This window comes from Streptomyces sp. NPDC046203, assembly GCF_040646255.1.
GTDB lineage: Bacteria > Actinomycetota > Actinomycetes > Streptomycetales > Streptomycetaceae > Streptomyces.
Window position 1 is genome coordinate 63,697 of record NZ_JBEYZX010000009.1, and the last position, 24,671, is coordinate 88,367.

A 24,671-nucleotide genomic window follows, 5' to 3' on the forward strand; every position below is an offset into this window, starting at 1 on the left:
GTGCCGCGGGGCCGCCGCTTCCCCCGCCACGATCGCGCACCCGACGGCCCCCCGCACCCGGGGCGCGCCCGGCCCGCCCCGGTCGTACGAGCCCCCGGTCGTACGAGCCTCCCCGCCCGTACGACCGGCCCACCCCTCACTGCGAGCCGCGGAACTCCGCGCCCTCCACGATCAGACCGGCGACCAGGGCGCCCGACATCCCGGCGTGGGCGAGCCCGCCGCCCGGGTGGGACCAGCCGCCCGCGAAGTACAGGCCCGGCAGCGGCGACATGTTCGCGGCGGGCAGCCACCGGCCGCGGTCCCCGGCCAGCGCGGGCCCGGGCACCTCGGCCGCGCCGGTCTCCAGAAGCGTGTCGTCGGGGGTGCGCACCTCCTGCCACAGCAGCCGGTCGCGCAGCCCCGGCACGGCCGCCTCCGCCTGCGTCAGCATCCGCCCGGCGAACTCCGTCCAGGACGGCAGGATCGGTGTGGTCGCCGTGACCGTCACCGACTCGTGGGCGTCGTCGGGCCGCAGCGCCGGGTCGCCGGGCCGCAGCACCGTCACCGTCGGCAGGTCCGCGGCGGCGTGCACCATGGTGCGGTGGACGGCCCCCGTCTCGCGGGCCCCGCGCAGCGCCAGGCACAGCGTCACCCGCCCGGTGCGCACCGGCTGGTGCCTCGGCCAGGTCTCGGGCCGGCTCTCCGGGAGCCCGGGGCCGACGATCCCCTCCCGGTACAGCGCGGGCACGGGCGCGCCCGCGACCACATGGTCCGCCGGCACCGTCCGGCCGTCCGCGAGCCGGATCCCGGTCGCCCGGCCGCCCTCCTCCACGACGTCCGTCACCTCGGCGCCGAAGACGAACTCCACCCGCCGCTGCACACACCGCTCGTACACCGCGTCCGCGAGCGCCCGGATGCCGCCGCCCACGTACCAGGTGCCGAAGGTCTGCTCCAGATACGGCAGGACGGCCGCCGAGGCCGGCGCGTCGGCCGGGTCGAAGCCGTACCCCCAGGCGTACGAATCCAGCAGCGCGACCAGCCGGGGATCGCGCAGCTCACGGGCGGCGACCTGGGCGAGGGTGGTCGTCGGGCGGCGCAGCAGACCCGCCTTGAGCGCCGGGTACGGGTCGCGGCCGAGCGCGGCGACGGTGGAGCCGTCGGCGGCCTGCGGTTCCTCCAGGAGTGGGCGCCGGGTACGGTCCCACGCCTCGCGGGCCCGTACCAGGAAGTCGCCCCAGCGTGCCCCCGCGCCCGCGCCGAGCGCGGCGTCCAGGGCGGCGGCGGTGCCGGCGCGGGAGGCGTTCGGCAGGTCGGCGCGGGTGCCGTCGGCGAAGACGTGCCGGCTCGCCGGATCGACCTGGGTGAGCGTGACGCACTCCTCCAGCGGCTGCTTGCCGGTCTTGACGAACAGATCGCGGTAGACGGCGGGCAGATGCAGCAGCCCGGGGCCGGTGTCGAAACCGAACCCGTCGCGTTCCAGCCGGCGCACCCCGCCGCCGTACGTCGCACCGCTCTCGTACACCGCCACGCGGTGGCCCGCCACCGCCAGCCGGGCGGCTGCCGCCATGGCGCCGAGACCCGCGCCGATCACCACAATCCGTGCCATGACCGGGACTTTATCGGCAGCGACTGACGGCGCGCCGGGCGCGGTCCGGGGGAGGGGGCTGGGTGTGGGGCCGGGCATGGCCTCAGGCGTGTGGCCCGCCCGGTGTCAGTCCGCGTACGGCGCGGGCGGAGGCGGTGCCTGCGGGGCGGCCAGGGCCGCGGCGGCGAGTCGTTTCTCCTCGCGGCGGGCGGCCCGGCGCCGCCAGAAGCGGCGGATGCGATGGGCGAGGAAGGCCACGACCACCAGACCGAGGACGAGGAACGTGCCCGCGATCACCGACGCCACGACCGGATGGAAGATCGCGAAGGTGACGAGGCCCGCCACCCCCAGGTCCTCCAGCGTCGACACGACGATGTTGGAGAACGGCTCCGGCGAACTGTTGATCGCCATCCGGGTGCCCGCCTTGACGAGATGGCTGAGCAGCGCCGTGCCGCCGCCGATCGCGCCCGCCGCCAGCTCGGGCAGCGAACCGGACTGCCCGGCCAGCAGCGCGGCCACCACCGCGCCGCTGATCGGTCGGATCACCGTGTGGACGGTGTCCCAGACCGAGTCGACGTACGGGATCTTGTCCGCGACCACCTCGCACAGGAACAGGATCCCGGCGACGATCAGGACGTCGGGCCGCTGCAGCGCGCCGGGCACGTCGTCGGCGAGACCGGTAGCGCCGAGGAGGCCGAGCAGCAGGACCACCGCGTACGCGTTGATCCCGCTCGCCCAGCCGCTTGTGAAGACCAGGGGGAGTACGGACACGCCGGGCATCGTAACCAGTCTGAGTAGGTGTACCTAGAAGACGAGATGAGTAGCCGCGCGGATAGGCCGTGACCTGTGGAGACGGCAGAGTGGAAGGCACGGGAGGGGCACGGCTCCGAGACCGCCGGCACGGGGCGGCGGAGCGGGGCCGGGCGCCTGCCGGAACGGGGAAACGGGGAAACGGGAAACCGGGGGATACGGGGAAACGGGGATACGGGGTACGGGGTACGGGAAGAGCGCCGGTCCGGCGAGGCTCGAGGGGATCGAGTCACACCGGACCGGCGCTCTGTTTTTGGTGTCGTGGACGTCGTGTCAGGGATGCCGCGTCACGGATCTATCGGCGGTTCGTCGCGCGGACTCCTCGCGGACCCCTCGCGAACTCTTCGCGGACTCCTCGGGTACGGGTTGCCGAGGGCCGGGTCAGCGGCCGCCGACCCGTCCGTGCAGCAGCCGGGACAGCGCCGCGTGGACGTCGTCCAGGGAACGTTCGCTCTGGAACGCCTGCCAGTCGAGCGCGGCCACCAGCACCATGCCCACCAGGGCGGAGGCGGTGAGCGGTACGTCGATCTCCTCGTTCAGCTCGCCGGCCGCGACCCCCTCGCGCAGCACGCCCTCGACGACCGCGACGGCCTCCTGACGTACCACCAGGAGCGTCGAGTTCCAGGCCCGCCCGGTGCGCCACAGCTCCGCCACGTACAGCTGGGTGAAGGCCGGGTAGCGCTCGATGAAGACCAGACCGGCCCGGATCATCGCGTCCAGCGCCTCGACCCGGGTGCCGCCGCGTGCGGCGCTCTCCTCGGCCGCCGTCCGCAGGGAGGCGGCCAGGAGGGAGACGCCGTGCCGCAGCAGCTCCTCGAAGAGTTCGGTCTTGCTCTTGAAGTTGTAGTAGACGGTGCCCTTGGCGACCCCCGCGCGTTCGGCGATCTCGTCGACCGTGGTCGCCGAGAAGCCCTGCTCCGCTATGAGGGTGACGGCGGCTTCGTAGAGCTTCGAGCGGGTCGCCTGACGTCGGGTGCTGCTGCTGTCCATGGCGCGCATTCTCACAGGTTTCGCGGGGCGGGTGGCGGGACGGACGCCCGCTTCACGAGCGGGCGTCCACTTCAAGGGCGGTCGTCACAGCGACAGTTCGGGGTGCAGGCGGTCCATCGTCCAGACCTGCTTCTTACGGGCCGACAGCGCGGTCAGCGCGAGCGCGCCCACCGTGAACGCGGCCAGCACCGCGCAGCCCTGCCAGACCGGCCCGAGACCGCCGCCGCTGATGAGCCGGCGCAGCGCCTCGACCACGTACGTCATCGGCAGGTAGGGGTGCAGGGCGTTGAAGAAGCCGGGGCTGGTCTGCACCGGGTAGGTGCCGCCCGCCGAGGTGAGCTGGAGCATCAGCACCGCGAGCACCAGGATGCGTCCCGCCGCGCCGAAGCGCGCGTTCATCCACTGGATGAGGGCGGCGAAGCAGCAGGTGGTCAGGGAGAGGAAGGCGATGGTGCCGGCGGCCCTGGCCATCTCCAGACCGAGCCCCCAGTGCAGCACGCCCACCAGCAGGGCCACCTGGAACACGCCGAGCGTGGCCACCGGGAGCCAGCCCGCGAAGGCGATCCGCCAGGCGGAGGCGCCGGCGGCGAGGGCGCGCCGGTTGAGCGGCTGGATGAGCATGTACGCCACCATCGAGCCGACCCAGAGGGAGAGCGGGATGAAGTACGGGGCGAAGCCGGTGCCGTAGTTGGGCGCCTTGTGCAGCGACTGGGCGGCGAGCTTGACCGGGTCGGCCATCACCTCGGTGCGCCGGTCGCGGTCCTCCTGGTCGTAGTCGGGGATCTTCTTCACGCCGTTGCCGAGACCGGCGGCCAGTTCGCCCGAGCCGTCGGCGAGCTTGAACAGTCCGCCGTCGAGGTCGCCGGCGCCCTTGTTCAGCTTGCCGACGCCCGTGTCCAGGTCGGCCGCGCCGGTGCGCGCGCCGGTGAGACCGGTGTTCAGCTTGGCCGCGCCGGCGGCGACCTTGTGGGCGCCCGTGTTCAGCGCGTTGATGTCCCTGATGGCGCCCTCGACGTCCTCGTTCAGGTGCGGGGCGCGGCGGGCCAGTTCGTCGGCGTCCTTCTTGAGCTTGGCGAGCTGGGTGTCGAGCGACTTCAGGTCGCCGCTCTGGTCCTTGGTCAGGGTGTGCAGGTCGTCGGCGATCGTCACGAGGTCGCCGGAGGTGACGGTGGCCTTGCGCAGCAGTTCGCAGCCGTGAGCGTCGACGGCGGGGGCGGCCGGGGCGGCCGGGACGCCGGTCTCGGCGGCGGCGGCGGTTCCGGTTCCGGTGCCGGCTCCGACGGTGGCGCCGTCGGCCGCGGCGTCCGGGGTGGTGGCGGCGGGCGGCGCGACGGGCGCGGCCGGAGGCCGGGCGGTGAGGCACTGCGTGCGGTAGAACGCGGACAGGTCGGCGTCCGCCTGGTGCGCGGTGGCGCGGACGACGGGAGCGCGGCGCACCAGGTCGTCCAGGTTGTTACGGACGGCGACCGTCGAGTCGGAGACCAGCTTGGCCGAGTCGCGGATCGACTTGCCGTTGTCGGCGAGGTACGGACGGACCTTGGCGGCCTCGCCGTTGACCTTGTCGGCGAGCCGCTGGGTGCCGTTCGCGACCTCGCGGGAGCCGGCCTTGAGGTCCGTGGCGCCCTTGTCGAGCTTGGTGATGCCGACGGCCAGGTCGCCGCTGCCCTTCTTGGCGTTCTTCAGACCGTCGGCCAGGTCCTTGGACCCCGCCTTCGCCTTGTCGACACCGTCCTTGAGGTCACCGGCGCCCTTGGCTGCCTCGGCGGTGGCGTCGTGCAGGTCGGAGAAGGAGATGAAGATCTTGTCGAGGAAGGTCCGCGAGGTCTTGGTGGAGGCGGCGCTGCGCACCTCGGCGAAGACCGAGCGGGAGATCGACCCGACGATGTAGTTGTTCGCGTCGTTCGTCCGTACCTTCAGCGCGCCGGTCTCGGGGGAGTCGCCGGAGCTGGAGGCGATCCGCTCGCTGAAGTCGGCGGGCATGGTGAGGGACAGGTAGTACGTCCCGTCCTCGACACCCTTGCGGGCCTCCTCGTCGGTCACCTCGTGCCACTCGAAGATCCCGCTCTCGCGCAGGTTCTCGGTGATGTCGGCGCCCGCGGTGATCTTCTGACCGGCGGCGGTGGCGCCCTTGTCCTCGTTGACGAGAGCGACGGGGAGTTTGTCGAGCCTGCTGTACGGGTCCCAGAAGGACCACAGGTACAGCGCGCCGTACAGCAGCGGAAGCAGCAGGATCGCGACGAGCGCGGCACGCGGGAGCTTCCCCCTGCCGAACCGCTTCAGCTCAAGCGCGGCAAGCCTCGGCGAGCGCATCGGCCTTTCCCTTCCCGGTCGTGTCGTTCGTGTCGTTCGTGGTGCTCGGGTCGTTCGTGTCGTTCTTCTCGGACCGCGAGGTCTGCGAGGTCTGAGAGTTCTTCGGGGTGTCGTCCTCGGCGGCGACCTTGGTCAGCGAGGTGGGGACGGTGTCCGCTCCGGCCGCCTGGGGGCCGGCCTCCTGGGCCTGTCGGCCGGGCTGCACGGGCTGTTCGGGCCGGGCGTGCTTGCCGCGCGGGCCGGGGGCCGCGGGGTCCTGGGCGGTGGTGGCGGTGGTGGAGATCCGCAGGGCGTCCCGGGGTGCCTCGCTGCACACGGCGAGCACGGTGACGCCGGACGCGGCGACGGACCGCAACAGGGCCCAGGCCTCCTCGCGGTCGGCGTCGGAGAGCTTGAGGTCGGTGTCGTCGAGCGCGAGCAGCCGGGGCCGGCCGATGAGGGCGAGGGCGACCGACAGTCGCAGCGCCTCCAGGCGTTCCAGATCCCGTACGGAGGTTCGCTCGCCCTTCTCCAGCGAGTCGAGGTCGAGTCCGGCGGCGGCCAGGGCGGTGTCGATGCGGGCCCGGGCGGCGGCGCGGCGCTCGGCGGGCGAACGCAGCAGCATCTTGAGGGAGCCGTCGAACCGGCGCTGGAGCAGGGCCCGTTCGCGCAGGTGCTCGGCGACGGTGAGGGCCGGGTCGAGGTCGCTGACGCCGGGGACCGGGCCGAGCGCGCTGAGCCGCCGTACGGCCGCCATCTTGCGCGGCAGCCGCAGTCCGGCCACGTCGGCGTGGCCCTCCGTGGGCTTCATCCGGCCGGAGAGCGCGAGCAGCAGGCAGGTGCGGCCGGAGCCGGACGGACCCTCGATCGCGACGAGGCTTCCGGGCGCCGCTTCGAAGGTGATCCCGCGAAACGCCCAGCCGCGCGGGCCCTTCAGGCCGAATCCGTCCGCGACGACGGCGGCGCCGTCCGGGTTGTCCGGGTTCGTTGTCACGATCCCCCCTGGAATCCTTTTTGAACTGACCAGTCAGTTCAAAAACTACCCCGGAGGGCCCGCCCGCGCAAAACCGCCCGTGTCCGGTTCTGGTGAACCTGGCGGATGTGCACCGAACCTGGCGAAGTGTCCGCTCTGGGTCCCGTTGGAGTTGGCGAAGGTGGCGAGGGGGATGGCTGCCAGAGCATTGAGGCGCGGCCGGAACCGGCTTCCGCTGTTCGAAGCCCCAGGTCACAAGTGGGCATCCGCTCCGTGAGGCCTGGGGTGCTCCGGTGGGCGGCGCCGGTACCATCGCTCGCGCGCCTACCGCCGCGGTCGAGTTTGGTCCACGGCTCTGCGCGCACATCTTTTGGAGGCTTCCATGAGTGGCAGAACCCGCTCTCTTCCGGCCCGGCTGGCGTGGATGGTTCTCGCGCTTCTCCTGACGTGCCTGGCTCTTGGTGGGTTGATCAGTGCCATCAAGATGCTGGATCTGATTAGCGGCGTCTTCGACTTGGCGATCTCGGCCCTTCTTGGCTGGGCAGCTGTCGGCAGCTGGAGGCGAGTTTCGACTGCGCCTCACAGCCGGTAGCGCCACCTCTTGGCGCCCGGAACCTGTGCGCTGCAGTCGAGGGGCTCATTGGCGACGAAATGAGGTCAGGTCGAGCGTCGGCCAGAATCGGCTGACATTTGCATCATGACGGGTGGGGACTCGTGTATCTAGTCGACGATCGAGAGCGCGCTGATGAAAGAAGGAAAGGTCTGCGGCTTACTGTCGGCTACTTTTCCGCCATCGTCATCATCGCAGCGATCAGTGGTTGTTCTTTGATTTCGCCGGGAGAGATGCCCGCCAAGGACCAAGCACGGCTCGAATATTGCGCAGGTCTCGGGGTGCAGATGATGACCATGATGCGGATCGGTAGCGGTGATACTGAAAACCTGGATCCGGCTCGTGTTGTCGAAATGAGCAACGCCACTGTTGCTGCCGCAGAGAAGGTGGAGGGGATCGATCCTGATGCCTCGACCGCTCTGGCCGAAGATACGAGCATCGCATTCATGCAGAGCAACGATGTAGCCGTAGCTGGGCCGGCATTGACTCGGGCCACGGATTACTGCGAGTCCCATGGCCTCGACCCGATGGGGTCACCCTCCAGGTGAGTGTCGTTGGCGAGCCGCGCAAATAACTCTCGAAGGATGCAATGCCTACCAAACTGCCCATAGCCTTGGCCATTGTCTGGTTCTCTGTGATCGCTGTGTGGGGAGGCATCGCTGCACCATCGTGGGTCATGCCAGGCAAATATCAACTCGGTAGCGCTTCAGAAGTTGCCGAAACCGCCTGGATGATGGCCATTGTGCTGCTCATCATTGGATGGTTCCTTCCGCGTGCTGCGGGCGCATGGCTGATCGGCTTCATAATCGGTGGCGTCGTGGCCGCGATCCTCGCGGCTATCGGCGGGCGAGGAAGTCTTTTTCCCGGTCTCGTGGTCGCCATTCTTACTGCTGCTGGCGTACTCGCGATTTGTGTGTATCGCTGGACTCGCAAGGCGGCGCAGGCAGGTTTGCACCCCTGGAAACTCAGCCCGCGCATCGGTATGGGAAACGGCCAGGCAGCCGAGACTGGCAGGCGAACGGACAGGTACGCTGCACGGTGGCCGGCGACTAAAGGGCTAAGAGGAACGCGGATCCCGTACGTAGCGCTTGTCCGTCCGCGGATGCACGTGAGCCGCATGCTTGACGTTGCCTGGCTGTCCGAAGGCGGCTATGAGCAAGTACAGCAGATGGCTACTCTCATGCAACGGGCCCACTTCGCCCTCGAAGAGGGCGGGATGCTGGAGATTGCTGGCCGCGACGTGCTCCCCTGCATGGAGCTCCTCCACCTGAGGCTGCGGCAGGCACCCGACCCGATCGGCATAGCGGAAGGTAAGCGCCTTACCTACGAGGCAGCGGTGGGCTGGTCAGTAGCCCAGATCGAGCGGCAGTGGCCGGACTTCAAGGAGGGGCAAACCCATCCGAGCATCCACAACGCCCTCGTCATGTACTACAGCGACAGCGAGGACACGGAATACCGCGACAGCCTCGTACTGGCAGTCGAGGTCGGCTACTATGCGGCCAGAGTTAATGTGAACCGTCCGCACGGCGAGCACCCACAGCAGATCCTCAGCGAATTGTATGCCCGGTGAAGCCCCGGTCGATTTTGACCATCGGGATCTCCTCCGCTTGCTCGGAGGTCGTGTAGAGCATCCTCCACCGCGTCTTTTCCTGTGGGTGAAACTTGCGCCGTGCGGTCAGCCGGTCGATCGTCAGACGGTCTCTCCGCTGATGCTCCGCCAGCGATCTGCCGCAGATGTTCCTCAGACTCTGAGAACTGGTGAACCGTGAACCGCTCGGCCCGGTGAATCTGGCGAAGGCGGCGAGCAAAGCGGCGGTCGCCGTCGCGCGCTCGCCGGAGGCGCCAGACGGCATTGAGATCCAGGGCCTCGGGCCAGTACCCGTTGAGCGCCAAGACTCCGTTGGGCAATGTGGCTGTGCCGGCCTCGGCCAGGACGATGCCGTAGCGACGGTCGGCGTAGGCGCTTTCCGCTCCAATGGGTGGGGGCCCGGTCATCCCGTTGTCTCAGGTCGGAGCAGGCGCGCCTGATCTGTCGGAGAGATAGAGGTCAGCACGGGCTCCGGAACGTACCGCTCGCACTGGCAGTCCCGTGTCTCGTCCCCCGCCCCGACGGTGCACCCGCTCCGGTTGTGCTGCGGGCTTGGGTGGCCGCACGCGTAGTCTTCGGCGGGTGCTGCTGGAAGCGCGGTGCGAGGGTCCGGGATCTTCGGCAGGGCACGCAGGTCAGCGACAGTGACGGCTCGCCAGCATCGGCTTCGCCTCGGTCCCGCTGATGGCGTGGCGCCGGGGCAGCGGCCGGTTCGCCGACCCGGGCTTCGTCCGATCGGCCTGGTTCCCGTGGCTGTTCACCACCGGACAGGGAGTCGCCTACAGTGCGGTGCGCGGCGACGCGAACGTCTCCGTGCTGATCTTCGCTGGGACGCGCTCTGTGGTCCGCCGACGATCAGACCGGCGAGCCCGTGTTCGGCGACGAAGCCGCGCTGTGCGGGCCGAAGGCCGGCGACTGAGTTCTGCTCATCCGGCGGCCTGTTCGCGCCTTCCGAAGGCGGCGTTCGGGCCCGTCGTTCTACCGGGTGAGCCGGTGGAATGCCTGGGCCCGGACGGCTTGCTGATCAGCCGATGATGTTGAGGGTGACGCGGTGGTGGAGCTGTGCCGAGGTGATCGTCACGAACACCGTCTCGCCCTCGGAGGCGCATGTGACGCCGACGATCCGGAAGCCGGGCGCTCCAGCCGGGATGCCGAGGGCCGCGCAGACGGTCGCGTCCATCGGCTCGGCGGTGATGACCGACTTGGTGCGTGCGACGTCCCAGCCGAGCCAGTCCGCGACGCGGACGCCGGCCGGTGCCTTCGGTGACGTCTCGCCGGCGGGGGTGAGCATGGGCGGGGTGTCTTCGTACCCGTCGGGCACCTTGGCCGCGATCTCGTAGGGCATCACCGTCATCTTGTGCTGCACGGGCACCCCGTCGACCGACCGGATGCGGGTGCGTTCGACGACGGTCGTGCCCTCGGCGATGCCCCACGCCGCCATCTCGGCCGTCGCGTCGAGCTGGCGCACCAGCGTCGTCTCCTCCGTCGCGGTCCCCTGGGTGGTGGGCTTCCACGCCTGGGCGACCGACAGGTCCGGGGGCGTGAAGGTGCCCAGGTGGGCGTCGGACTGCCGGGACGCCGTGACGCGGGTTCCGCTGCGGGCATCGGTGCGGACCAGGCCGAGCGCGCCCAGTGCGGCGTAGGCGGCGGATGCCGTCTGCTGGCTCACTCCGTGTTCTGTCGCGAGGTCTCGCACGGTCGGGAGCTTGCTGCCGTGGGGGTACTCCCCTTCGATGATCTTCTGCCGTAGCTGCGCTGCGATCGTGCTGGCGTCCATGTGTGTCCTCCGGCTCGGCGGCGGTGCCTGGCTCACGCCCTGATGCTGTGTCAAGCCAGGACTTCAACTGTATTGACAGCGTGGGTTACTGAAAACCGGTCACCGCTGACAGGGCAGATGTGAACTGTATTGACAGCGTATCGGGGTGTCCCTACGTTCGAGGAACACCATCGCTTTCAAGGGCGACCGCCAGGGCAGGCCAGGTTTACCGCCGTCGGCCGACGGCGCCCTGGCCGGGGAAGGCAGGAAGCAGATGCGTCACGGTACGCGCGTCCATCAGCCAGCCCATGTCCCCGCTGCGCACCGCACGCCGCACATCGTCGGCACCTCCTTCGGCCCCCGGACCGGAAGGGGCCATGGAGGCCCGGCGGAAGAACTTCACCAGCGCGGGCAGCTTGCCGGGGTGGATGCCGCCCCGCTCGCGCAGCGCGTACAGCGGCAGGAACCACTTCTCGAACAGTGTGCGCTGGGCCTCGCCCAGGCGGTGGACCTCGTAGAGCCGGCCGATCAGCGGGTCGCCGTAGGGAACCTTGCCGTGGACGGCGTAGCCCAGCCGGATGCTGCCGTGGTTCCTGAACGACAGGCCGTAGGCGGCGACGTGCGCGGCGGCGGTCTCGGTGGCCAGCATGAGAGCACGCTCGGCGCCGTGCCGCTCGGCCGCGGCCAGGACCGCGATGTGAAGAGCGGCACGGGGGTCGAGGACCGTCCCGGCCAGTCCGAACGGCGCCAGGCTGATGCCGTGCGCGCGGGTGCGGGAGAGGATGAGCTGGTCGGGGACGTTGCGGGCGATGTTCTCCAGGTGCGCCAGGCGTCGCCCGTGAACCTCGTCCGGGCCCAGGGCCGGGGCGCCGGCGGGGCGGCGGGCCGTCAGTTGGGGCGCGACCTTCCTGACCAGGTCGGTGCTGCCGCACGCCTTGCAGACGGGCGAGCCGATGCCCGCCATGTGGGTGCAGGACGCGCACACCACGGTGGCCGCCTCCTCCACGCTCAGGACGCCCGTCTCCAACTGGTCACGGATCAGGGCGTGGGCGAGGCGGGCGACTTCCGGGTCCGCGTCGGTGAGCACCCCCGCCGCGGGCAGCGCGCCCTCGGGGTACTTCGCGCGGATGAGGTCCTGCTCGTGCTGATGCCGGTCCGTGCAGGCGGCCGGGGCCGCCTGATGGCGCAGGTCGCCTTCGAGGGTGACTGTGTTCCACAGGTGCGGGACCGCGGGCTCGCCGAGCAGCGTGTTCAGGGCGGCGGCCGCGCGGATGCCGACGGCCTTGCCGGGCTTGTCGGCGAAGGTGAAGTCGCCGTTTTGGACGGGTCCGTTGAAGAAGGCGATGCGCACGGTCTCTCCTTACGCGGGAGGCTCGATGACCTGCTCCAGCTCGTACCTGCCCGCGGCCACCCGGTAGACGAGCACGGCGGCGTTGGGCAGCTTGCGGGCGCGCGATTCCTCAACGACTTCGGTCACCGGTCGCTGTTCCAGGACGGCGCGCAGGCCGAGGATCGTGGTGTGGTGGGTGAAGGCGACCGCGCTGCGGCCGGCCTCGACGGCGCCGGGCGCGAGCAGCGCCAGGAACGCGGTCACCCGCCCGTGGACCTCGACCGCGAGGGACTCGCCGCCCTTACCGGGCGGGGTCCACAGGTGCTTGCGGTGGCGGCGGTCGTCCGCGCCGTCGGGGAAGGTCTCGAAGAGTTCCCGCATCGTCATGTAGGTGGCGTCGGCGTAGTGCTGCTCGTTCAGCAGCCCCGTGACCTCCGCGGTAATCCCCGGCATCGCGAGCTCGGCAGTGTCCCGGGCCCGCCGGTACTGCGAGACGAACACCGCCGGCCCGTCTCCCACCACCTGAGGCAGAGTCTCGCCCAACCATGCCGTCTGGCGAAAGCCCCGGGCCGTCAACCCGATGACATCCCGCGACAGGGCATGCGCCGCTGCGCCCGTCCACGGGCGGGGGTCCTGGTAGAAGCCGTTGTACTTGTCGGCGTTCTCGACCGACTCCGCGTGCCGTACCACCGCAAGTCTCATGTCGCCGAACGGTACGCCCCGATACCTCACGAAAAAAGAGGAAAAGTGATGGAAGATGAGTGGACGCTCGTCAAGAACCGGACCGCGGCCGAAGGCGCCGTATGGGTGAACCAGGACCGCTCGAAGTTCAAGCGAACCGGGGGCAGCTGGATCGACGTGGAAGCCGCGTTCCAGCGGCGGATCGCCGCTCTGGGCTACCCCGTCCCCGCCGTCTTGGAGACCGGATCCGACGGCGCGGAGTCCTTCTTCGTGGAGCCCTCGCTCGGGTCGGCGTCGCTGCACGACGCGGCCTGGAGCGCCGTCGGCGGCACCTACGGGCCGATGCCCGACGAGGTGGTCGACGGGGCCGCGGCCGTCGGCGCCCGGCTGCTCGCCGCCCAGGCCAAGCACGCCGAGCCGGCCACCCGTGACGCGCTGAACACCTGGGTCCAGCAGGCCGGGTGGACAATCAATGTCTTCGCCGAGAACCCCGACCTCGACACCGCCCGCACCCGCTCGGTGCTGGAGACCGGGCTGGACCGGCTCGCTCACACGCCGATGTGCTGGGCCCACTACGACTACGGCCTGCCCAATGTTTTCCCCACAGGTGTCATCGACTGGCAGCACCACGGCCTCGCCCCGGTCGGCTACGACACCTACCCGGCCCTGGAGATCATCGCCTTCAAGGGCGGTACCAAGGGCTACTTCGCCACCGCCGCCCAGCGCGAGCGGTACACCGCCGCCCTCGACGAAGCCGCCCTGCACGTCCTGGGGACCAGGCCGGGCCGGCACCTGGGCGAGTTCCTGCTCGTCAAGGCGCTGTTCTTCCTCGCGCTCATGAAGCCGGCCGACCTCACGAATACCGGCAAGGCCACCAAGTGGAACTACCGCCGCACCCTGTTCACGATGGGAGTCGAGCAGTATGAGCGCACCGGCCGTATCGACACCGCAGTCTTCCCTAGTCTCGACGACTTCGCCGCTCAGCCTGAGCACTGCCGTACCGGCGGTGCGTGACCGCGACTACCTCCTGGACCGCCACGGCGTGGTGTTCAAGGTCATCGGCGACGTCCACCCGCCCACCCACTACCTCGGGTACGTGAAGTACTACCCGGACGACAAGGGCGACCGGCAGTTATTCGGCCGCACCTACCGGCAGAACACGGTCGTCTCCAAGGCGTTCGGCATCCTCGCCGACCGGCCCGAGTGCTACCTCTACTCCGACACGATCGGCTGTGTCATCACCGGCGTGCCCCGCCACGACGTCGTCCGGCACTACTCCTGCCGCCACGCCCTGGCCGTCCTACACCAAGCACCCGAGCTCCTCGGCGACTTCGCCGTCTCCCGGGACCTGAAGGCCGTCATCGACCGCGTCGTCGACCTTGACGCCCAGGACGTGATCGGCGTGACCGGCTCGTTCCTCGTCGGCTGCTTCACCGCGCGCTCCGACGTCGACCTCGTCTGCTACGGGCCCCGCGGCTACGAAGCCGCCCGCGAACTCTTCTCCGACCGCACGCTCATAAGCCCGTACGAGAGCGACGCGCTCACCCGGCTCTACCTGCGCCGCGCCAAATACATGACGGGCACCTCCTTCGACGTCCTGATGCGTCAGGAAACCCGCAAGCTGCAGGGACTCACCGCCGGCGCCGACGCGCACATCAACTGCGAACCGCTGCGCGACGACGGAGACGCCACGTTCACCGGCGTCACCACGAAGGAGGTCGGCGCGATCAGCGTCGTCGCCACCATCACCGACGACTCCCAGGGCCTGGCCACGCCGGCGCTGTACGGGATCGGCGTGGACACCGTCATCCAGTCCACCGTCGACGACCCCGAGATCTTCGCCCGCCGCATCACCCACATGCGCTCCTACCTGGGCGCGTACACCGGTGCGTTCCGCACCGGCGACACCGTCTACCTGTCGGGCAAGCTCGTCCACACCACCGATGGGCCCCGCTCCGGCTTCGGTATCGAGCTCACCCCCTGGACCGCCGCCGAGTCCTACCTCGCCGCCCTCGCCCGATAGCCCTGTCCGCGAAGGAAGGCCCGCAGTGACAGCTGACCCGACCGCGCTGTTCGCATCGGCAGCGGAGCACTACGTCCGCTTCCGCCCCTGGTACCCCGACGAGCTCTTCACACTGCTGACCGAGCGGTTCGGCCTCGACGGCACCCAGACGGCCATGGACCTGGGCTGCGGCCCGGGCATGTCCGCCTTACCGCTGGCGTCCCACGTCGCCCGCCTCTACGCCATCGACCCCGAGCCCGGGATGCTCGCCGCCGGCGCCCGCCTCGCCACCGAGCGGGGCGTTACGAACATCCAGTGGGTCGACAGCGACTCCACCCAGATCACCACCCTGGACCTGCCCCCGATCGACCTGTGCGTCATGGCCAAGTCGTTCCACTGGTTCGACAGGCCCCGCGTCCTGGCCGACCTCGACCGACTCATCACCCCCGGCGGCGGCATCGTCATCGCCTCCGCCGGACCACCCGGCACCACGCCCCTGCCCGCCTGGGCACCCGTCATCGCCCAGGTCCGCACCGCCCACCTCGGGCCCGTACGCCGCGCCGGCACCGGCACCTATCCCGAACCCGCCGACCGCTTCACCGACACCCTCCAGCGCTCGCCGTTCTCCCGCGTCGAGCTCACGTCCCTGGACCAGCACGTGACGCGCGACCTCGACCAGCTCATCGGCCTGCAGCTGTCCAACTCCTACTCCACCCCCGCCCTCCTCGGAGACCGCCTGGACGCCTTCACCCGCGACCTGCGGCGCGCCCTCCTCGACCACGACCCCTCGGGCCTCTACCGCGAGGTGATCCGCACCGAAGTCCTCATCGCCACCCGCCCCGGAAGGAACACCACGTCGTGACGACCTTCGCCTCTGCCGCACACCACTACGCCGCCTTCCGCCCCCACTACCCCGAAGAGTTCTTCACCCTCCTCACCGACCGCTTCGGTCTCGACGGGACCCAGACGGTCCTCGACCTCGGCTGCGGACCGGGCACCATCACCCTCCCCCTCGCCACACGGGCCGGTCAGGTCCACGCCGTCGACATCGAACCGGCGATGATCCGCGAGGGCCGCAAGGCCGCGGCCTCGCGCGGCGCCGGGAACATCACGTGGGCGTGCGGCGACGCCGCCGGCCTCACCGGCATGGGCCTGCCCCCGTTCCACCTGTGCACGATGGGCAAGTCCTTCCAATGGATGAACCAGGACCAGGTCTTGACAGACCTCGACACCCTCATCCGCCCTGGAGGCGGGATCGCCCTCGTCTCCACAGGCCCCCGGGCCAGCGCACCCAGGCCGGCGTGGCTCGACATCATCGAGAGCGTCTGCACCGATGTCATCGGCCCCGGCTACCGCCAGGAGCACGGCCCCGCCGCCCACCCTGCCGAAGGCCGGGACGACGCCCTCGCCCGGTCCGCGTTCTCCCGCATCGAGACCGCCCGCTGGGACCAGACCTTCACCCGCACCCTGGACGAGCTCGTCGGCCTGCAGTCCTCCTTCTCCTATTCCAGCCCCGCCGTCCTCGGCACCCGGCAGGCCGCCTTCGAAGAGCGCCTGCGCCGCGAGCTCACCGCGTTCAGCCCGACCGGCATCTTCGAGAACACCGTCCCCATCGAAGCCGTGATCGCCACCAGGTCGTAGCCGTCCGTCCGCTTGCAGCACCGTCGGCCTGCCCCTGCCTCCCCTGCAGCGCACAATCGGGCAGGCCGGCCCGCGGCGGGAAGCAGCCGACTGGAGTGTCACCGGCCTTCAGCCCTCTGGCGTCGCTTGTTCGCCCTCAAGATCGGAAAGAAGGCTCTCGATGCGCTGCCGGGCGCGGGCGTACGAGATCTGCTTGGTCACCGCTTCGGTGTACGCCGCGTCGGGTGCTTCGGGGTTCGCGCCCTTCAAGAGGCTCGCGAGCTGCCCGGCGAGGACGGTGACGATCTCCGTACTGCCCTCGGGTCCGCGGGCCAGGAGCAGCGCGCGCACCTCCTGGTCGTCATGGTCGAGGACCTCCTCGCTCGCCCTTTCCCAGCCGGCCCGGTCGGCCAGGAAACGGCGGACCAGTGCCACGGCGTCGCCGAGGGGCTGGTCGATCCGGAACTCCTGCTGGGCCGCCTGCGCGGCCTGGGTGAGGGCCGTGGCCGGGCGCGGCTCCGGGGTGTTGATAAGGCCCTGGGCTCGCCATTCCTCGTACGGGGGCGCTCCGGCGGCGGCGCGGCGGGCCTTGTGGTGGTTGGTCGGGTAACCGCCGGCACTCCGGCACGCCCGGCCGACGACCGCACCACACGCCGTGCACGCCACCCGCCGGAACCAGCTCCTGGTCAACTCGGTCAGCCGGCCCGACTTGAGCTGCGGCCGCCAGTACCCCCAGCTCTCCTGCTGCGTCATGAGCCCTCACTTCGCTTCGCTCCATCCTGGCCCGCCGGGCGACCGCCGCGCAGGCGAAACGACGGTTCCGGCACCGGCGAGGGCGACTCGCCGGTCTTCCGCCAGGCGGGCGACCTGCAAGGCGGGTTACGCGCCCAGATTGTGCGGCCCGGCCCGCACGCCGCTTCCCCGCCCCCCCCGGACCGGGCACGAGGCGAGCGACTTCGCGGATCGTGCCCCGCTCAGGCCCGGCTTCGCCGTACGGTCGTTCCACGGATGGCGACCGGGCGGTGACGCCCGGTCAGGAATGGGAGGTGCCCTGAGGATGGCCAACGCCCGTACGTACCCGCTGTGGCGGGAGCTCGCGATGAGCGAGGACCTCCCCAGGGAAGCCCTCAAAACGGTGATCGAAGCTCTGTGCACACCGGCGACGACTCCGAACGGTTTCGACTCCCGGGCCGACCGGTGGCGGGAGGGAGCCCTCACGGCCGCACTGCCCGCGCTGCTCACCCGGACCTCTGCCAAGCGGCTGCGCGGCCGGCTCCTGATGCACGCCGACGAGAAGACGCTGGCCGCCTTGGTCGCGGTAGGCACGGTGACCACAGCCGACGTGCCCGCCGTCCTGCGGCACCGCCGGGCCTGGGCCGGGCTGATCTCCGCCCTGGCACGGCACCCCGGACAGGTCGAGGCAGCCATCGCGCTCCTGCCCCGGCTCTCCAGCCACGAGGTGGAGCATGTCGTTCGTGACTGGGACCCCGACCGCTTCACCCGCACCGAAGCAGACGCACCGGCCCCACCCGTGCCGCAGGAACTGTTCGACGCTGTCCTGGAAGCGTGCCTGACCCCGATCGCCGCGTTCCTGCTCCACCCGGAGCCCGAAGAAGGCTGGGCGGCCGTGTCCGACTTCCCGAAGGACTGGTCGCTGGACTTGGCCGGCCACAGTGGCGGCTGGGCGATGCTGGCCCGGTGCCCCGAGCGGTGGGCCGAGCTCACCACACACCCCACGCTCGGGGCGGCCGTCCAGCACCTGTTGCTGGACCAGGCCGAGACGCAGGCCCTCGAGGACGCCCGGCTCCGCGCCGCCGGCGCCGACCCGGTCGGCGAGGAGCTCCCCGCCGACCCGGCTCCCGTCCTGAGCGAAGACCTGTTGCTCGCCTGCCTCCCGGCCCTGTGCCTGCCCGAGCTGGCCAAGCTGCCCAGCCCGCAGGTGACGGCCCGCAGGACCCTGCACCACATCGCTCACCGCGTCCACAAGAACCCCCGCGTCGCGATCCTGGCCGCCGACCAGTTGCACGCGGCCGCCGACGCCCTCGTGGCCCACGGCCGACTGCTCAGCCCGCCGGAGAAGCAGGACGGCGACTACGACTTCGAGGGCCGCGTCCTTCGTCTCGCCGAGGACCTGGCCCTCCTCAGCGCCAACCCCGGCCATCTGGCGGGGGCCTGCGCCCAGCTCGCCTGTCTGGATCAGCCGGCCGTCGTCTCTCCCGCGATGAGCCGGACCCTGATCCGCGTCATCGACAACGTCGATCCCCACCACGACCGCCCGGCCCGGCTCCTGGAACGCCACTCCGAGCACCGCCGCGTCCAGGCCCTGACCGCCCTCGCCGCCAACCTGCACACCCCGCGCGCCGCCGTCACCGACGTCCTGGACGGGCTGCACCCTGCGGAACTGGCCTGGATCGCCGAGCGGGCCGGCGGCCCCGGCTGGTTCCTGGGCGCGGCGGCTGCCATCCCGGTTGCGGCAGACGAAGACGACGGTGTGCTGCGACTGGTGAGCGACGACGAACTCGGCAATCACCCCGACCCCGCAGCCGTCCTGCAGTCCTGGCTCGACTCCCCTGCCGCCGGCGAGATCCTCTCCCGCTCCGAGATCTACCGGGCTGTCATCAAGTCCCGTCACCACACCCCCGAGCACCTACTCCAGATCCCGGCAGACGAGATCCTCTCCCGCAACGAACCCGAGATCGTGCTGAAGACCCTGCTCGACCGCTGCGGCCGAAGTACGGACCGGTGGGCGGCGCTGGCCGCCGCCATGACCTTCGCATACGACGAGGAGAAGATGACCTTCGGAGAGCTTCTCGACTCCCTGGACCAGGCACCCGCGCGAGCGCGGACATCCTGACGGACTCCCGCGGCACACGGGCGACCTCACCGGCCTTCGTTCATATGCCGCATACGGTGGCCTCGCCGCCCGCACATGCCCGACACGGCCGGAGGCGGCGGCGAGCATCAATGACCACGAGACAGGAGGAACGCCGGATGACGCAGGCCGCAATGAGCGAGCTGGACGAACGGGTGCCGGGGCGCCGTTGGACGGTGCGACTGGACGCCGCCGGCCGAGGCAGTGCGGCAGTACGCATCTCGTGCAGCCGCCCCGCCTGCGCCGAGCAGCATCACCCCTCCGCGGCCGTCGGCAGGGCCGCCGCGATCGCCCATATCAAGGCACATCTGCGCGCCACCCCCGCCCCGAGGGCCGGGGCGTACTGCGCGTGCAGGGCGGCGGACTGCCACACCCATCTCCCCGACAGCGGCCGCCACGGGCGTGCCGAGCCCTGGCGGTGCGGCGGCCCGGTCGTCCTGGCCGTGATCACCGACCGGGAAGGCCGCTGGTGGCAGGCGATGGAATGCTGCTCCCGGTGCGCGGCCGCCATCCCCGGCGCGAAGACCGCCGCCACCTCCCAGGCGCCCCAGGCCCCGGAACGGCCCGCTCCCGCCGCCCCGGGCGCCGGCGCACCGCAGTTCTCCGACCGTCGCGTCGTCACCGACCCGGTTCCGGCGCCGCGCTCGGCGCCGGCGCGCCGCCGGCCCCCGCAGGCGAAGATCGCCCAGCGGGTCATCCCCCACGACCTGCGGCCCGTCGCCTTGCGGGACGAGCTCATCGAACTCGGTAACCTTTTCCGTGCCTACCAACAGCGCGACCAGCCCGACCTTGCGCTCCTCGCCAACCTCCAGGAGCACAAGGCCCGCGCCTTCACCACCTGGGCCGACGTCACCTGCGACGGGGCCCTGCGGTGGGAGGCCCGGCGCGCCGAACAGGCCGCTGCCGCCACCCGCCTCCAGCACCAGCAGCGCACCGGCAGCATCAGCGTCGACGGCGGGCCGACCGTAGCCCGGCTGCTGACTGTCCCGGCGCAGTGGGAGCACGCGCGCACGGTCCTCGCGCACGTGGCCGACAACACCCCGCTGCCCGGACCGGAGGCACGGCTGCTCGTGCTGATGCTGACCCTGCGCACCGCGCACACCGGCACCGGAAACCTCGTCGGCCAGGACCTCACCGCGCTGGGCCTGACCGGGCCCGAGGACCTGGTCGAGAAGCTGAGCGGCTGCGGCTGGCTTGGGCTCCCCGGCACCGTCGGCGAACTGCTCGCCTCCCGGCCGGAGAACGCCACCCCGATCACCGTTCCCTCCCTGGCCCCCGGCGACGATGAGACGGGCCCGTTCACATTCGGCAAGAAGATGCGGCCCAAGCTCTCCGGGTGGGCCCAGAAAGTCATCGCGGACAAGAAATTCCGCAAGGCCAAGGCCACCGCCGCAACTCGGCTGCTCGCCCTGACCCTGGCCACTCAGACCGACGCCGCGGGATGTCTCGGCCCTGGTGGACACGGCATCGGCGTGGACACCCTCGCCGCCTGGGTCCCGGTCGACTCCGGCGAACTAAAGGAGCTAATCGACCAGCTGACCGCCGCGGACTGGCTCACCGACACCGCCCTTACCGACACCCGCCTCACCGGGCAGGTGAGCGAGCGTGTCCTCCCGCTCACCTGCCCTCTACCCGGCTAGGGACGGCCGGGCGGATCACCTCGGGCGGCCTTCGTCAGGTCACGCCTCTGCGCCAGGCTCGGGCCGAGGGCGCGTTCTCCCTTTGCCGTACGGCGAGTTCGCCCGGTACGAACAAGGAATGACGGGAAAGACACCGGCGGACGACCCCCGCTCCTTCGACCGCTTCGCCCGCGACTACGACCGCTTCGTCGGCCTGCTCCCGGGCCGGAACACGTCCTGGCTGCTCGGCCTCGACCCGAGAGGAGACCGCGCCCTGGACGCGGGCTGCGGCTCGGGACACGCGGCCCGGGCCCTGGCGGACCGCTTCGACGAGGTCGTCGGCGTGGACTTGAGCCGCCCCCTGATCGCCCTCGCCGAGACCACCCGCGCCCACCCCCGGGTGCGCTACTTTGCCGGGGGCCTGCTCGACCTGACGGACCCCGCAGGCTTCGACCTCGTCTACAGTCACACGACGCTCCACCACCTGGACGACTACCGCGCGGCTCTCGAACACCTGCGGACCCTCGTCCGCCCCGGCGGCACCGTCGCCCTCGTCGACAACGTCCACGACCGAGGGCCCGGCCGGACCCCGCCCCGCCGCGCCTACACCTGGCCCGCCCGCTGGAACTTCCCCCGCGAACTGCTCCGCCTCGGCCCGCGCGACGCCTGGTTCCAGCTCCGCTTCTGGCACAGCCGCCCCTGGCTGGACCACCTGCTCGGCGACCACTACCTGACCCGCGCCGAGTTCCGCGCCCTGCACACCTCCGTCTTCCCCGGCGCCCGCTTCGACGACCTCGGCTTCGCCCTCGCGATGACCTGGCCGGCACCCGGAGGGGCGGCGCCGGGGCGGGGTGTCACCTGCCGATGAGGCGGCTGGTGAAACCGTCCCGGACGAGGGACTCGTACGCGTCCCGGACCTCGTCCGGGACGTCCTGGGCCACCGCGAAGCCCTGCTTCGGGTACTCGATCACCCGCTGGAGATCGCCCACGAGCATGTCCACCACGAGCTTGTCGTCCCCGATGCTCCGGACGTAGTCGTCCAGCCCCAGCGGCTCCGACGCGCACACGATCTCGACCTCCGGCCACAACTTGCGCGCGGTGGCGTAGGAACGCCTCTCCATGTACGGCTTGGAGATCAGCATCACGCGCGCGGGGGCGAGGCCGGCCGCTTCGAGTAGGGCGCGGGTGAAGGTGATGTTCTGACCGGTGTTCGCGGCCTTCGGTTCGACGAGGATCGCCGCGTCGGGGACTCCGAGTCCGAGGGCATGCTCACGGAAGTGCACGGCCTCACCACGCGGGAACCGGGCCCGGGTCGTGGGGCTGTTGCCACCGGTGAACACCAGCGCCGGGAACAGCCCTCGGTGGTACAGGCCGGCGGCCGCCGTGGCGACGCCGAGATCGTGGCTGCCCAGCCCGATCGCGACATCGACGGGGCGCATCTCGTGGCCCATCAGGTGGTAGTCCCAGATCGCCTCGGTCAGCCGCCACTGCTCCTCGGAAACGACCCGCCGCTTCTCGCCCACGTGCGCTCTTCCCTCGTCGTGACCCGGCCTCACCGACCGGTTCCGTGCGCCTACCAGTAAGTGCGGGTGACCTTGTCGGGCAGCCGCCCCCACCGGCCTGCTTCCTGGAAGATCGCCGATGCCGCGATCAGGAAGGTACGACGGAGCCTCGGGTCCGGGTCGGGGTTCTCCAAATTTCCGGTGTTCTTGTCGAGGAGCATGTCGCCGAAGGCGATTCCCTCCGGTGTGCAGGGGCGGGCGACCGATCCCGTCGGATCGATCAGGATGCTTCCGGTGGCGCCTTCCGCGGTCTCCCAGGCATAGACGGATCCCGCTTCGAGAGAAGCGACCTTCCTGCACGTCAGTGATGCTGTCACGCGGATTCCCCCTCGTTTCGCCGGATGCCGGACGTGGTGTAGCCGTGCGGCCGGCGGCACCGCCGGTGACCCGGGGCCGTGGCGCGCAGCCGGAGGTTAACGCCGGTAGGGCGTGTCGTCGCGACAGGCGGGCCGGTCTGCCGGACGGGTTGTCAGTGGGATTGGGCAGGATGGGGACATACGGCACGTGTGCCGCCATCCGACGACAGGAGGCTCGTCATGGCCGGTCAGTCCGCCGCCGCCGTCCGGCGCCGCGCAACCGGAAGTCGTCTTGCCCCCGCCCGTACCGGACCCGCTACCGACATCCACCCCGTGCCGCGCCGCGCCTCGGCGCCGCCGGCGGCCCTGGATCTGCTCGCCAAGGCCAGGGCCGGTCTCGACGAGGCCGCCACGCTCGACGTGCCCAACGAGCGGTACGCCACCGCCCATCTCGCCGCCCTGCGCACCGCCGCCGCCGTGCTCGCCGCGCGCGGCCGGCCCGAGCGGGATCCGCGCCGGCGGGCCCGGATCCGCAGCGCGTGGTCGGTGCTGCCCGAGATAGCGCCCGAACTGACCGAGTGGAGCTCCCTGTTCGCCTCCGGCGCCGACCGCCGGGCCCGTGCCGAGGCCGGCATCCCCGGCGCGGCGAGCCGGCGGGACGCCGACGACCTGCTCCGGGACGCCGCCCTCTTCCTCCGGCTCGTCGAACGGCTGCTCGTCCTGCGGCCGGTGCTGCCCCGGCAGACGGCACTCGGCGAGGGGGACGGGGGTGACCAGGGCGGACGGACCGGGGCCGGGCCCGGAGAACAGGGCCGGCCGGGCGCGGCCCGCCCGTAGGGCGGAACTCTCCGGACACGGCCGAGGCCATAGGGTGGGAGGTGTTCGTACCTGTCACCGAGGAGTCAACAGTCGTGTCGGACCCTTCCGCTGTCTCCGGTCGAGAGGCGACCTCGCGCCCGTCGCGCGCCTCTCTGCGTACCGCCGTCGTCTGGGACGTCCTCAAGGACGCGCTCGACCGCCAGGTCAAGGCCACCGGGAAGGACAGCCTCGATGTCCTCGACACGGGCGGCGGCTCCGGCAACTTCGCGGTCCCGGTGGCCGGCCTCGGTCACCGGGTCACCGTCGTCGACCCCAGCCCGAACGCGCTCTTCGCCCTGGGCCGCCGCGCCGCCGAGGCCGGGGTCGCCGACCGGGTGCGGGGGGTGCAGGGGGACATCCGCGGTCTGTTCGACGTCGTCGACCGCGAGGGCTTCGACATCGTGCTGTGCCACGGGGTCCTGGAGTACGTGGACGACCCGGCCGAGGGCATCCGGAACGCGGCCGCCGCGCTGCGGCCCGGCGGCAGCCTCAGCCTGCTCGCCGCCGGTCTCGGCGGCGCCGTGCTGGCCCGCGCCCTCGCCGGTCACTTCACCGAGGCCCGGCACGCCCTGGACGACCCGGCCGGCCGCTGGGGCGAGGGCGACCCCGTGCCCCGGCGCTTCACCGCCGACCAGCTGACCGGCCTCGCGGCCGGCGCCGGACTCGCCGTGGGCTCCGTCCACGGCGTCCGGGTCTTCGCCGACCTGGTGCCCGGCGTCCTCGTCGACACCGAGCCCGCCGCCCCCGAGGCCCTGATGCGCCTGGAGGCCGCCGTCGCCGAGCTGCCGTCCTTCCACGCGGTCGCCTCGCAGCTGCACGTCCTGAGCGAGAAGCAGGGCTGACGCCGGTCGGCTGGTCCGCCGGTGCTGGTCCGCCGGTCCGGGTTCGCTGATTCTGGTCCGGCGGTTCTGGTTCGTGGGTCGGTCCGCCGGTCCGCTGGTCCTGGTCCGACGGTTCTGGTTCGGCGGTCCTCCGGTCCGCGGGGCCACCATCGGCCCCGGCCCCGGTCCCGCCGCCGGAGCCGTAACCCCACCGGGGTTCCCGATTCCGGTCGGCGCCTCGGCCCGGTTCCGGCTCGGACCCCGGCTCGGACCCCGGTCCGGGCGTCGTGGATCCCCGGCAGCCCCCTGCCCCGGGATCCGGCCCGCCGCACCCCGCGCCACCCGCCCCGGTGGCGCCCCCGGCCCGGTCCCGTACCCGGCTCCCGGGCACTCGGTGCCCCTGAGCAGCGGCGCGACGGCGGACGGAGTA

The 24,671-nt window shown here is 71.3% G+C and carries 22 protein-coding genes; 11 read left to right on the plus strand and 11 right to left on the minus strand.

Annotated elements, in window-relative coordinates; translation table 11 throughout:
* Positions 1-136: 136 nt before the first annotated feature.
* The 5 genes from ABZ990_RS10340 to ABZ990_RS10360 form a co-directional block, all read right to left on the minus strand.
* Complete coding sequence (locus ABZ990_RS10340; protein ID WP_361228297.1) at positions 137-1,585, minus strand: NAD(P)/FAD-dependent oxidoreductase; 1,449 nt, start codon at positions 1,583-1,585, stop codon at positions 137-139.
* Positions 1,586-1,690: 105 nt separating this feature from the next.
* Positions 1,691-2,335, minus strand: a complete 645-nt coding sequence (locus ABZ990_RS10345) for a DUF4126 domain-containing protein (RefSeq protein ID WP_361228299.1) — start codon at positions 2,333-2,335, stop codon at positions 1,691-1,693.
* A 420-nt stretch (positions 2,336-2,755) separates the two neighbouring features.
* On the minus strand, positions 2,756-3,364 hold the full coding sequence (locus tag ABZ990_RS10350; protein ID WP_361228302.1) for a TetR/AcrR family transcriptional regulator: 609 nt from the start codon (positions 3,362-3,364) through the stop codon (positions 2,756-2,758).
* Positions 3,365-3,448: 84 nt separating this feature from the next.
* Complete coding sequence (locus ABZ990_RS10355; RefSeq protein ID WP_361228304.1) at positions 3,449-5,674, minus strand: YhgE/Pip domain-containing protein; 2,226 nt, start codon at positions 5,672-5,674, stop codon at positions 3,449-3,451.
* The gene (locus ABZ990_RS10360; RefSeq protein WP_361228307.1) at positions 5,646-6,647 is read right to left on the minus strand and encodes an ATP-binding cassette domain-containing protein; all 1,002 of its coding nucleotides are present in this window, start codon (positions 6,645-6,647) and stop codon (positions 5,646-5,648) included. Before ABZ990_RS10360 ends, ABZ990_RS10355 begins: the two co-directional genes overlap by 29 nt.
* Before the next feature lie 693 nt (positions 6,648-7,340).
* Here ABZ990_RS10360 and ABZ990_RS10365 point away from each other — a divergent pair.
* Both ABZ990_RS10365 and ABZ990_RS10370 read left to right on the plus strand, forming a co-directional pair.
* Positions 7,341-7,784: a hypothetical protein gene (locus ABZ990_RS10365; RefSeq protein WP_361228310.1), complete on the plus strand. Its 444-nt coding sequence runs from the start codon at positions 7,341-7,343 to the stop codon at positions 7,782-7,784.
* 41 nt (positions 7,785-7,825) lie between these two features.
* Entirely contained in the window at positions 7,826-8,806 is a 981-nt protein-coding gene (locus ABZ990_RS10370) for a hypothetical protein (protein ID WP_361228313.1), read from the plus strand.
* Positions 8,807-9,848: 1,042 nt separating this feature from the next.
* Here the strand turns inward: ABZ990_RS10370 and ABZ990_RS10375 are convergent.
* The 3 genes from ABZ990_RS10375 to ABZ990_RS10385 all read right to left on the minus strand — a co-directional run bounded on the left by ABZ990_RS10375 (position 9,849) and on the right by ABZ990_RS10385 (position 12,612).
* Positions 9,849-10,601: a GntR family transcriptional regulator gene (locus tag ABZ990_RS10375; protein ID WP_361228316.1), complete on the minus strand. Its 753-nt coding sequence runs from the start codon at positions 10,599-10,601 to the stop codon at positions 9,849-9,851.
* A 205-nt stretch (positions 10,602-10,806) separates the two neighbouring features.
* Positions 10,807-11,931: a hypothetical protein gene (locus ABZ990_RS10380; RefSeq protein ID WP_361228319.1), complete on the minus strand. Its 1,125-nt coding sequence runs from the start codon at positions 11,929-11,931 to the stop codon at positions 10,807-10,809.
* Between the two features lie 9 nt (positions 11,932-11,940).
* A complete protein-coding gene (locus ABZ990_RS10385) occupies positions 11,941-12,612 on the minus strand; it encodes a histidine phosphatase family protein (RefSeq protein WP_361228322.1) in 672 nt (223 codons plus the stop codon).
* Between the two features lie 48 nt (positions 12,613-12,660).
* Here ABZ990_RS10385 and ABZ990_RS10390 point away from each other — a divergent pair, with 48 nt between their 5' ends.
* From ABZ990_RS10390 to ABZ990_RS10405, 4 genes are read left to right on the plus strand one after another with little or no spacing between them, the layout of a single operon-like run.
* Positions 12,661-13,605, plus strand: a complete 945-nt coding sequence (locus ABZ990_RS10390) for a phosphotransferase (RefSeq protein WP_361228325.1) — start codon at positions 12,661-12,663, stop codon at positions 13,603-13,605.
* Positions 13,598-14,614 carry a hypothetical protein gene (locus ABZ990_RS10395; protein WP_361228328.1) on the plus strand — a complete coding sequence of 339 codons (1,017 nt, stop codon included), beginning with the start codon at positions 13,598-13,600 and terminating at the stop codon, positions 14,612-14,614. The genes ABZ990_RS10390 and ABZ990_RS10395 overlap by 8 nt, the downstream gene beginning before the upstream one ends.
* A 25-nt stretch (positions 14,615-14,639) precedes the next feature.
* Complete coding sequence (locus tag ABZ990_RS10400; protein WP_361228331.1) at positions 14,640-15,455, plus strand: class I SAM-dependent methyltransferase; 816 nt, start codon at positions 14,640-14,642, stop codon at positions 15,453-15,455.
* Positions 15,452-16,234, plus strand: coding sequence for a class I SAM-dependent methyltransferase (locus ABZ990_RS10405; protein WP_361228334.1), 783 nt, complete (start codon positions 15,452-15,454; stop codon positions 16,232-16,234). Before ABZ990_RS10400 ends, ABZ990_RS10405 begins: the two co-directional genes overlap by 4 nt.
* A gap of 108 nt (positions 16,235-16,342) precedes the next feature.
* Here ABZ990_RS10405 and ABZ990_RS10410 read toward each other — a convergent pair whose 3' ends face one another.
* On the minus strand, positions 16,343-16,966 hold the full coding sequence (locus ABZ990_RS10410; RefSeq protein ID WP_361228337.1) for a hypothetical protein: 624 nt from the start codon (positions 16,964-16,966) through the stop codon (positions 16,343-16,345).
* 304 nt (positions 16,967-17,270) lie between these two features.
* On the opposite strand from ABZ990_RS10410, the gene ABZ990_RS10415 reads away from it, so the two are divergent.
* From ABZ990_RS10415 to ABZ990_RS10425, 3 genes are all read left to right on the plus strand, one after another.
* Positions 17,271-19,067 carry a hypothetical protein gene (locus tag ABZ990_RS10415; protein ID WP_361228340.1) on the plus strand — a complete coding sequence of 599 codons (1,797 nt, stop codon included), beginning with the start codon at positions 17,271-17,273 and terminating at the stop codon, positions 19,065-19,067.
* Between the two features lie 137 nt (positions 19,068-19,204).
* Complete coding sequence (locus tag ABZ990_RS10420) at positions 19,205-20,725, plus strand: hypothetical protein (protein WP_361228342.1); 1,521 nt, start codon at positions 19,205-19,207, stop codon at positions 20,723-20,725.
* Between the two features lie 118 nt (positions 20,726-20,843).
* Positions 20,844-21,572 (plus strand): class I SAM-dependent methyltransferase, encoded by a 729-nt coding sequence (locus ABZ990_RS10425; protein ID WP_361228345.1) that lies wholly within the window; start codon positions 20,844-20,846, stop codon positions 21,570-21,572.
* On the opposite strand, the gene ABZ990_RS10430 is transcribed toward ABZ990_RS10425, so the two are convergent.
* Both ABZ990_RS10430 and ABZ990_RS10435 read right to left on the minus strand, forming a co-directional pair.
* Complete coding sequence (locus tag ABZ990_RS10430) at positions 21,559-22,227, minus strand: YdcF family protein (protein ID WP_361228347.1); 669 nt, start codon at positions 22,225-22,227, stop codon at positions 21,559-21,561. The genes ABZ990_RS10425 and ABZ990_RS10430 overlap by 14 nt on opposite strands.
* Positions 22,228-22,277: 50 nt before the next feature.
* Positions 22,278-22,583, minus strand: a complete 306-nt coding sequence (locus ABZ990_RS10435; RefSeq protein ID WP_361228350.1) for a hypothetical protein — start codon at positions 22,581-22,583, stop codon at positions 22,278-22,280.
* Between the two features lie 219 nt (positions 22,584-22,802).
* On the opposite strand from ABZ990_RS10435, the gene ABZ990_RS10440 reads away from it, so the two are divergent.
* Positions 22,803-23,399 (plus strand): SAV_6107 family HEPN domain-containing protein, encoded by a 597-nt coding sequence (locus ABZ990_RS10440; protein ID WP_361228353.1) that lies wholly within the window; start codon positions 22,803-22,805, stop codon positions 23,397-23,399.
* 74 nt (positions 23,400-23,473) lie between these two features.
* Entirely contained in the window at positions 23,474-24,262 is a 789-nt protein-coding gene (locus ABZ990_RS10445) for a methyltransferase (RefSeq protein WP_361228356.1), read from the plus strand.
* Positions 24,263-24,671: the final 409 nt, after the last annotated feature.

What these genes read in the sequence shown, in the direction of transcription:
- ABZ990_RS10340 (WP_361228297.1), bottom strand. Translation starts at nt 1,585, where the DNA reads ATGGCACGGATTGTGGTGATCGGCGCGGGTCTCGGCGCCATGGCGGCA.
- ABZ990_RS10350 (WP_361228302.1), bottom strand. Translation starts at nt 3,364, where the DNA reads ATGGACAGCAGCAGCACCCGACGTCAGGCGACCCGCTCGAAGCTCTAC.
- ABZ990_RS10355 (WP_361228304.1), bottom strand. Translation starts at nt 5,674, where the DNA reads ATGCGCTCGCCGAGGCTTGCCGCGCTTGAGCTGAAGCGGTTCGGCAGG.
- ABZ990_RS10370 (WP_361228313.1), top strand. Translation starts at nt 7,826, where the DNA reads ATGCCTACCAAACTGCCCATAGCCTTGGCCATTGTCTGGTTCTCTGTG.
- ABZ990_RS10375 (WP_361228316.1), bottom strand. Translation starts at nt 10,601, where the DNA reads ATGGACGCCAGCACGATCGCAGCGCAGCTACGGCAGAAGATCATCGAA.
- ABZ990_RS10385 (WP_361228322.1), bottom strand. Translation starts at nt 12,612, where the DNA reads ATGAGACTTGCGGTGGTACGGCACGCGGAGTCGGTCGAGAACGCCGAC.
- ABZ990_RS10390 (WP_361228325.1), top strand. Translation starts at nt 12,661, where the DNA reads ATGGAAGATGAGTGGACGCTCGTCAAGAACCGGACCGCGGCCGAAGGC.
- ABZ990_RS10410 (WP_361228337.1), bottom strand. Translation starts at nt 16,966, where the DNA reads ATGACGCAGCAGGAGAGCTGGGGGTACTGGCGGCCGCAGCTCAAGTCG.
- ABZ990_RS10415 (WP_361228340.1), top strand. Translation starts at nt 17,271, where the DNA reads ATGGCCAACGCCCGTACGTACCCGCTGTGGCGGGAGCTCGCGATGAGC.
- ABZ990_RS10420 (WP_361228342.1), top strand. Translation starts at nt 19,205, where the DNA reads ATGACGCAGGCCGCAATGAGCGAGCTGGACGAACGGGTGCCGGGGCGC.
- ABZ990_RS10425 (WP_361228345.1), top strand. Translation starts at nt 20,844, where the DNA reads ATGACGGGAAAGACACCGGCGGACGACCCCCGCTCCTTCGACCGCTTC.
- ABZ990_RS10440 (WP_361228353.1), top strand. Translation starts at nt 22,803, where the DNA reads ATGGCCGGTCAGTCCGCCGCCGCCGTCCGGCGCCGCGCAACCGGAAGT.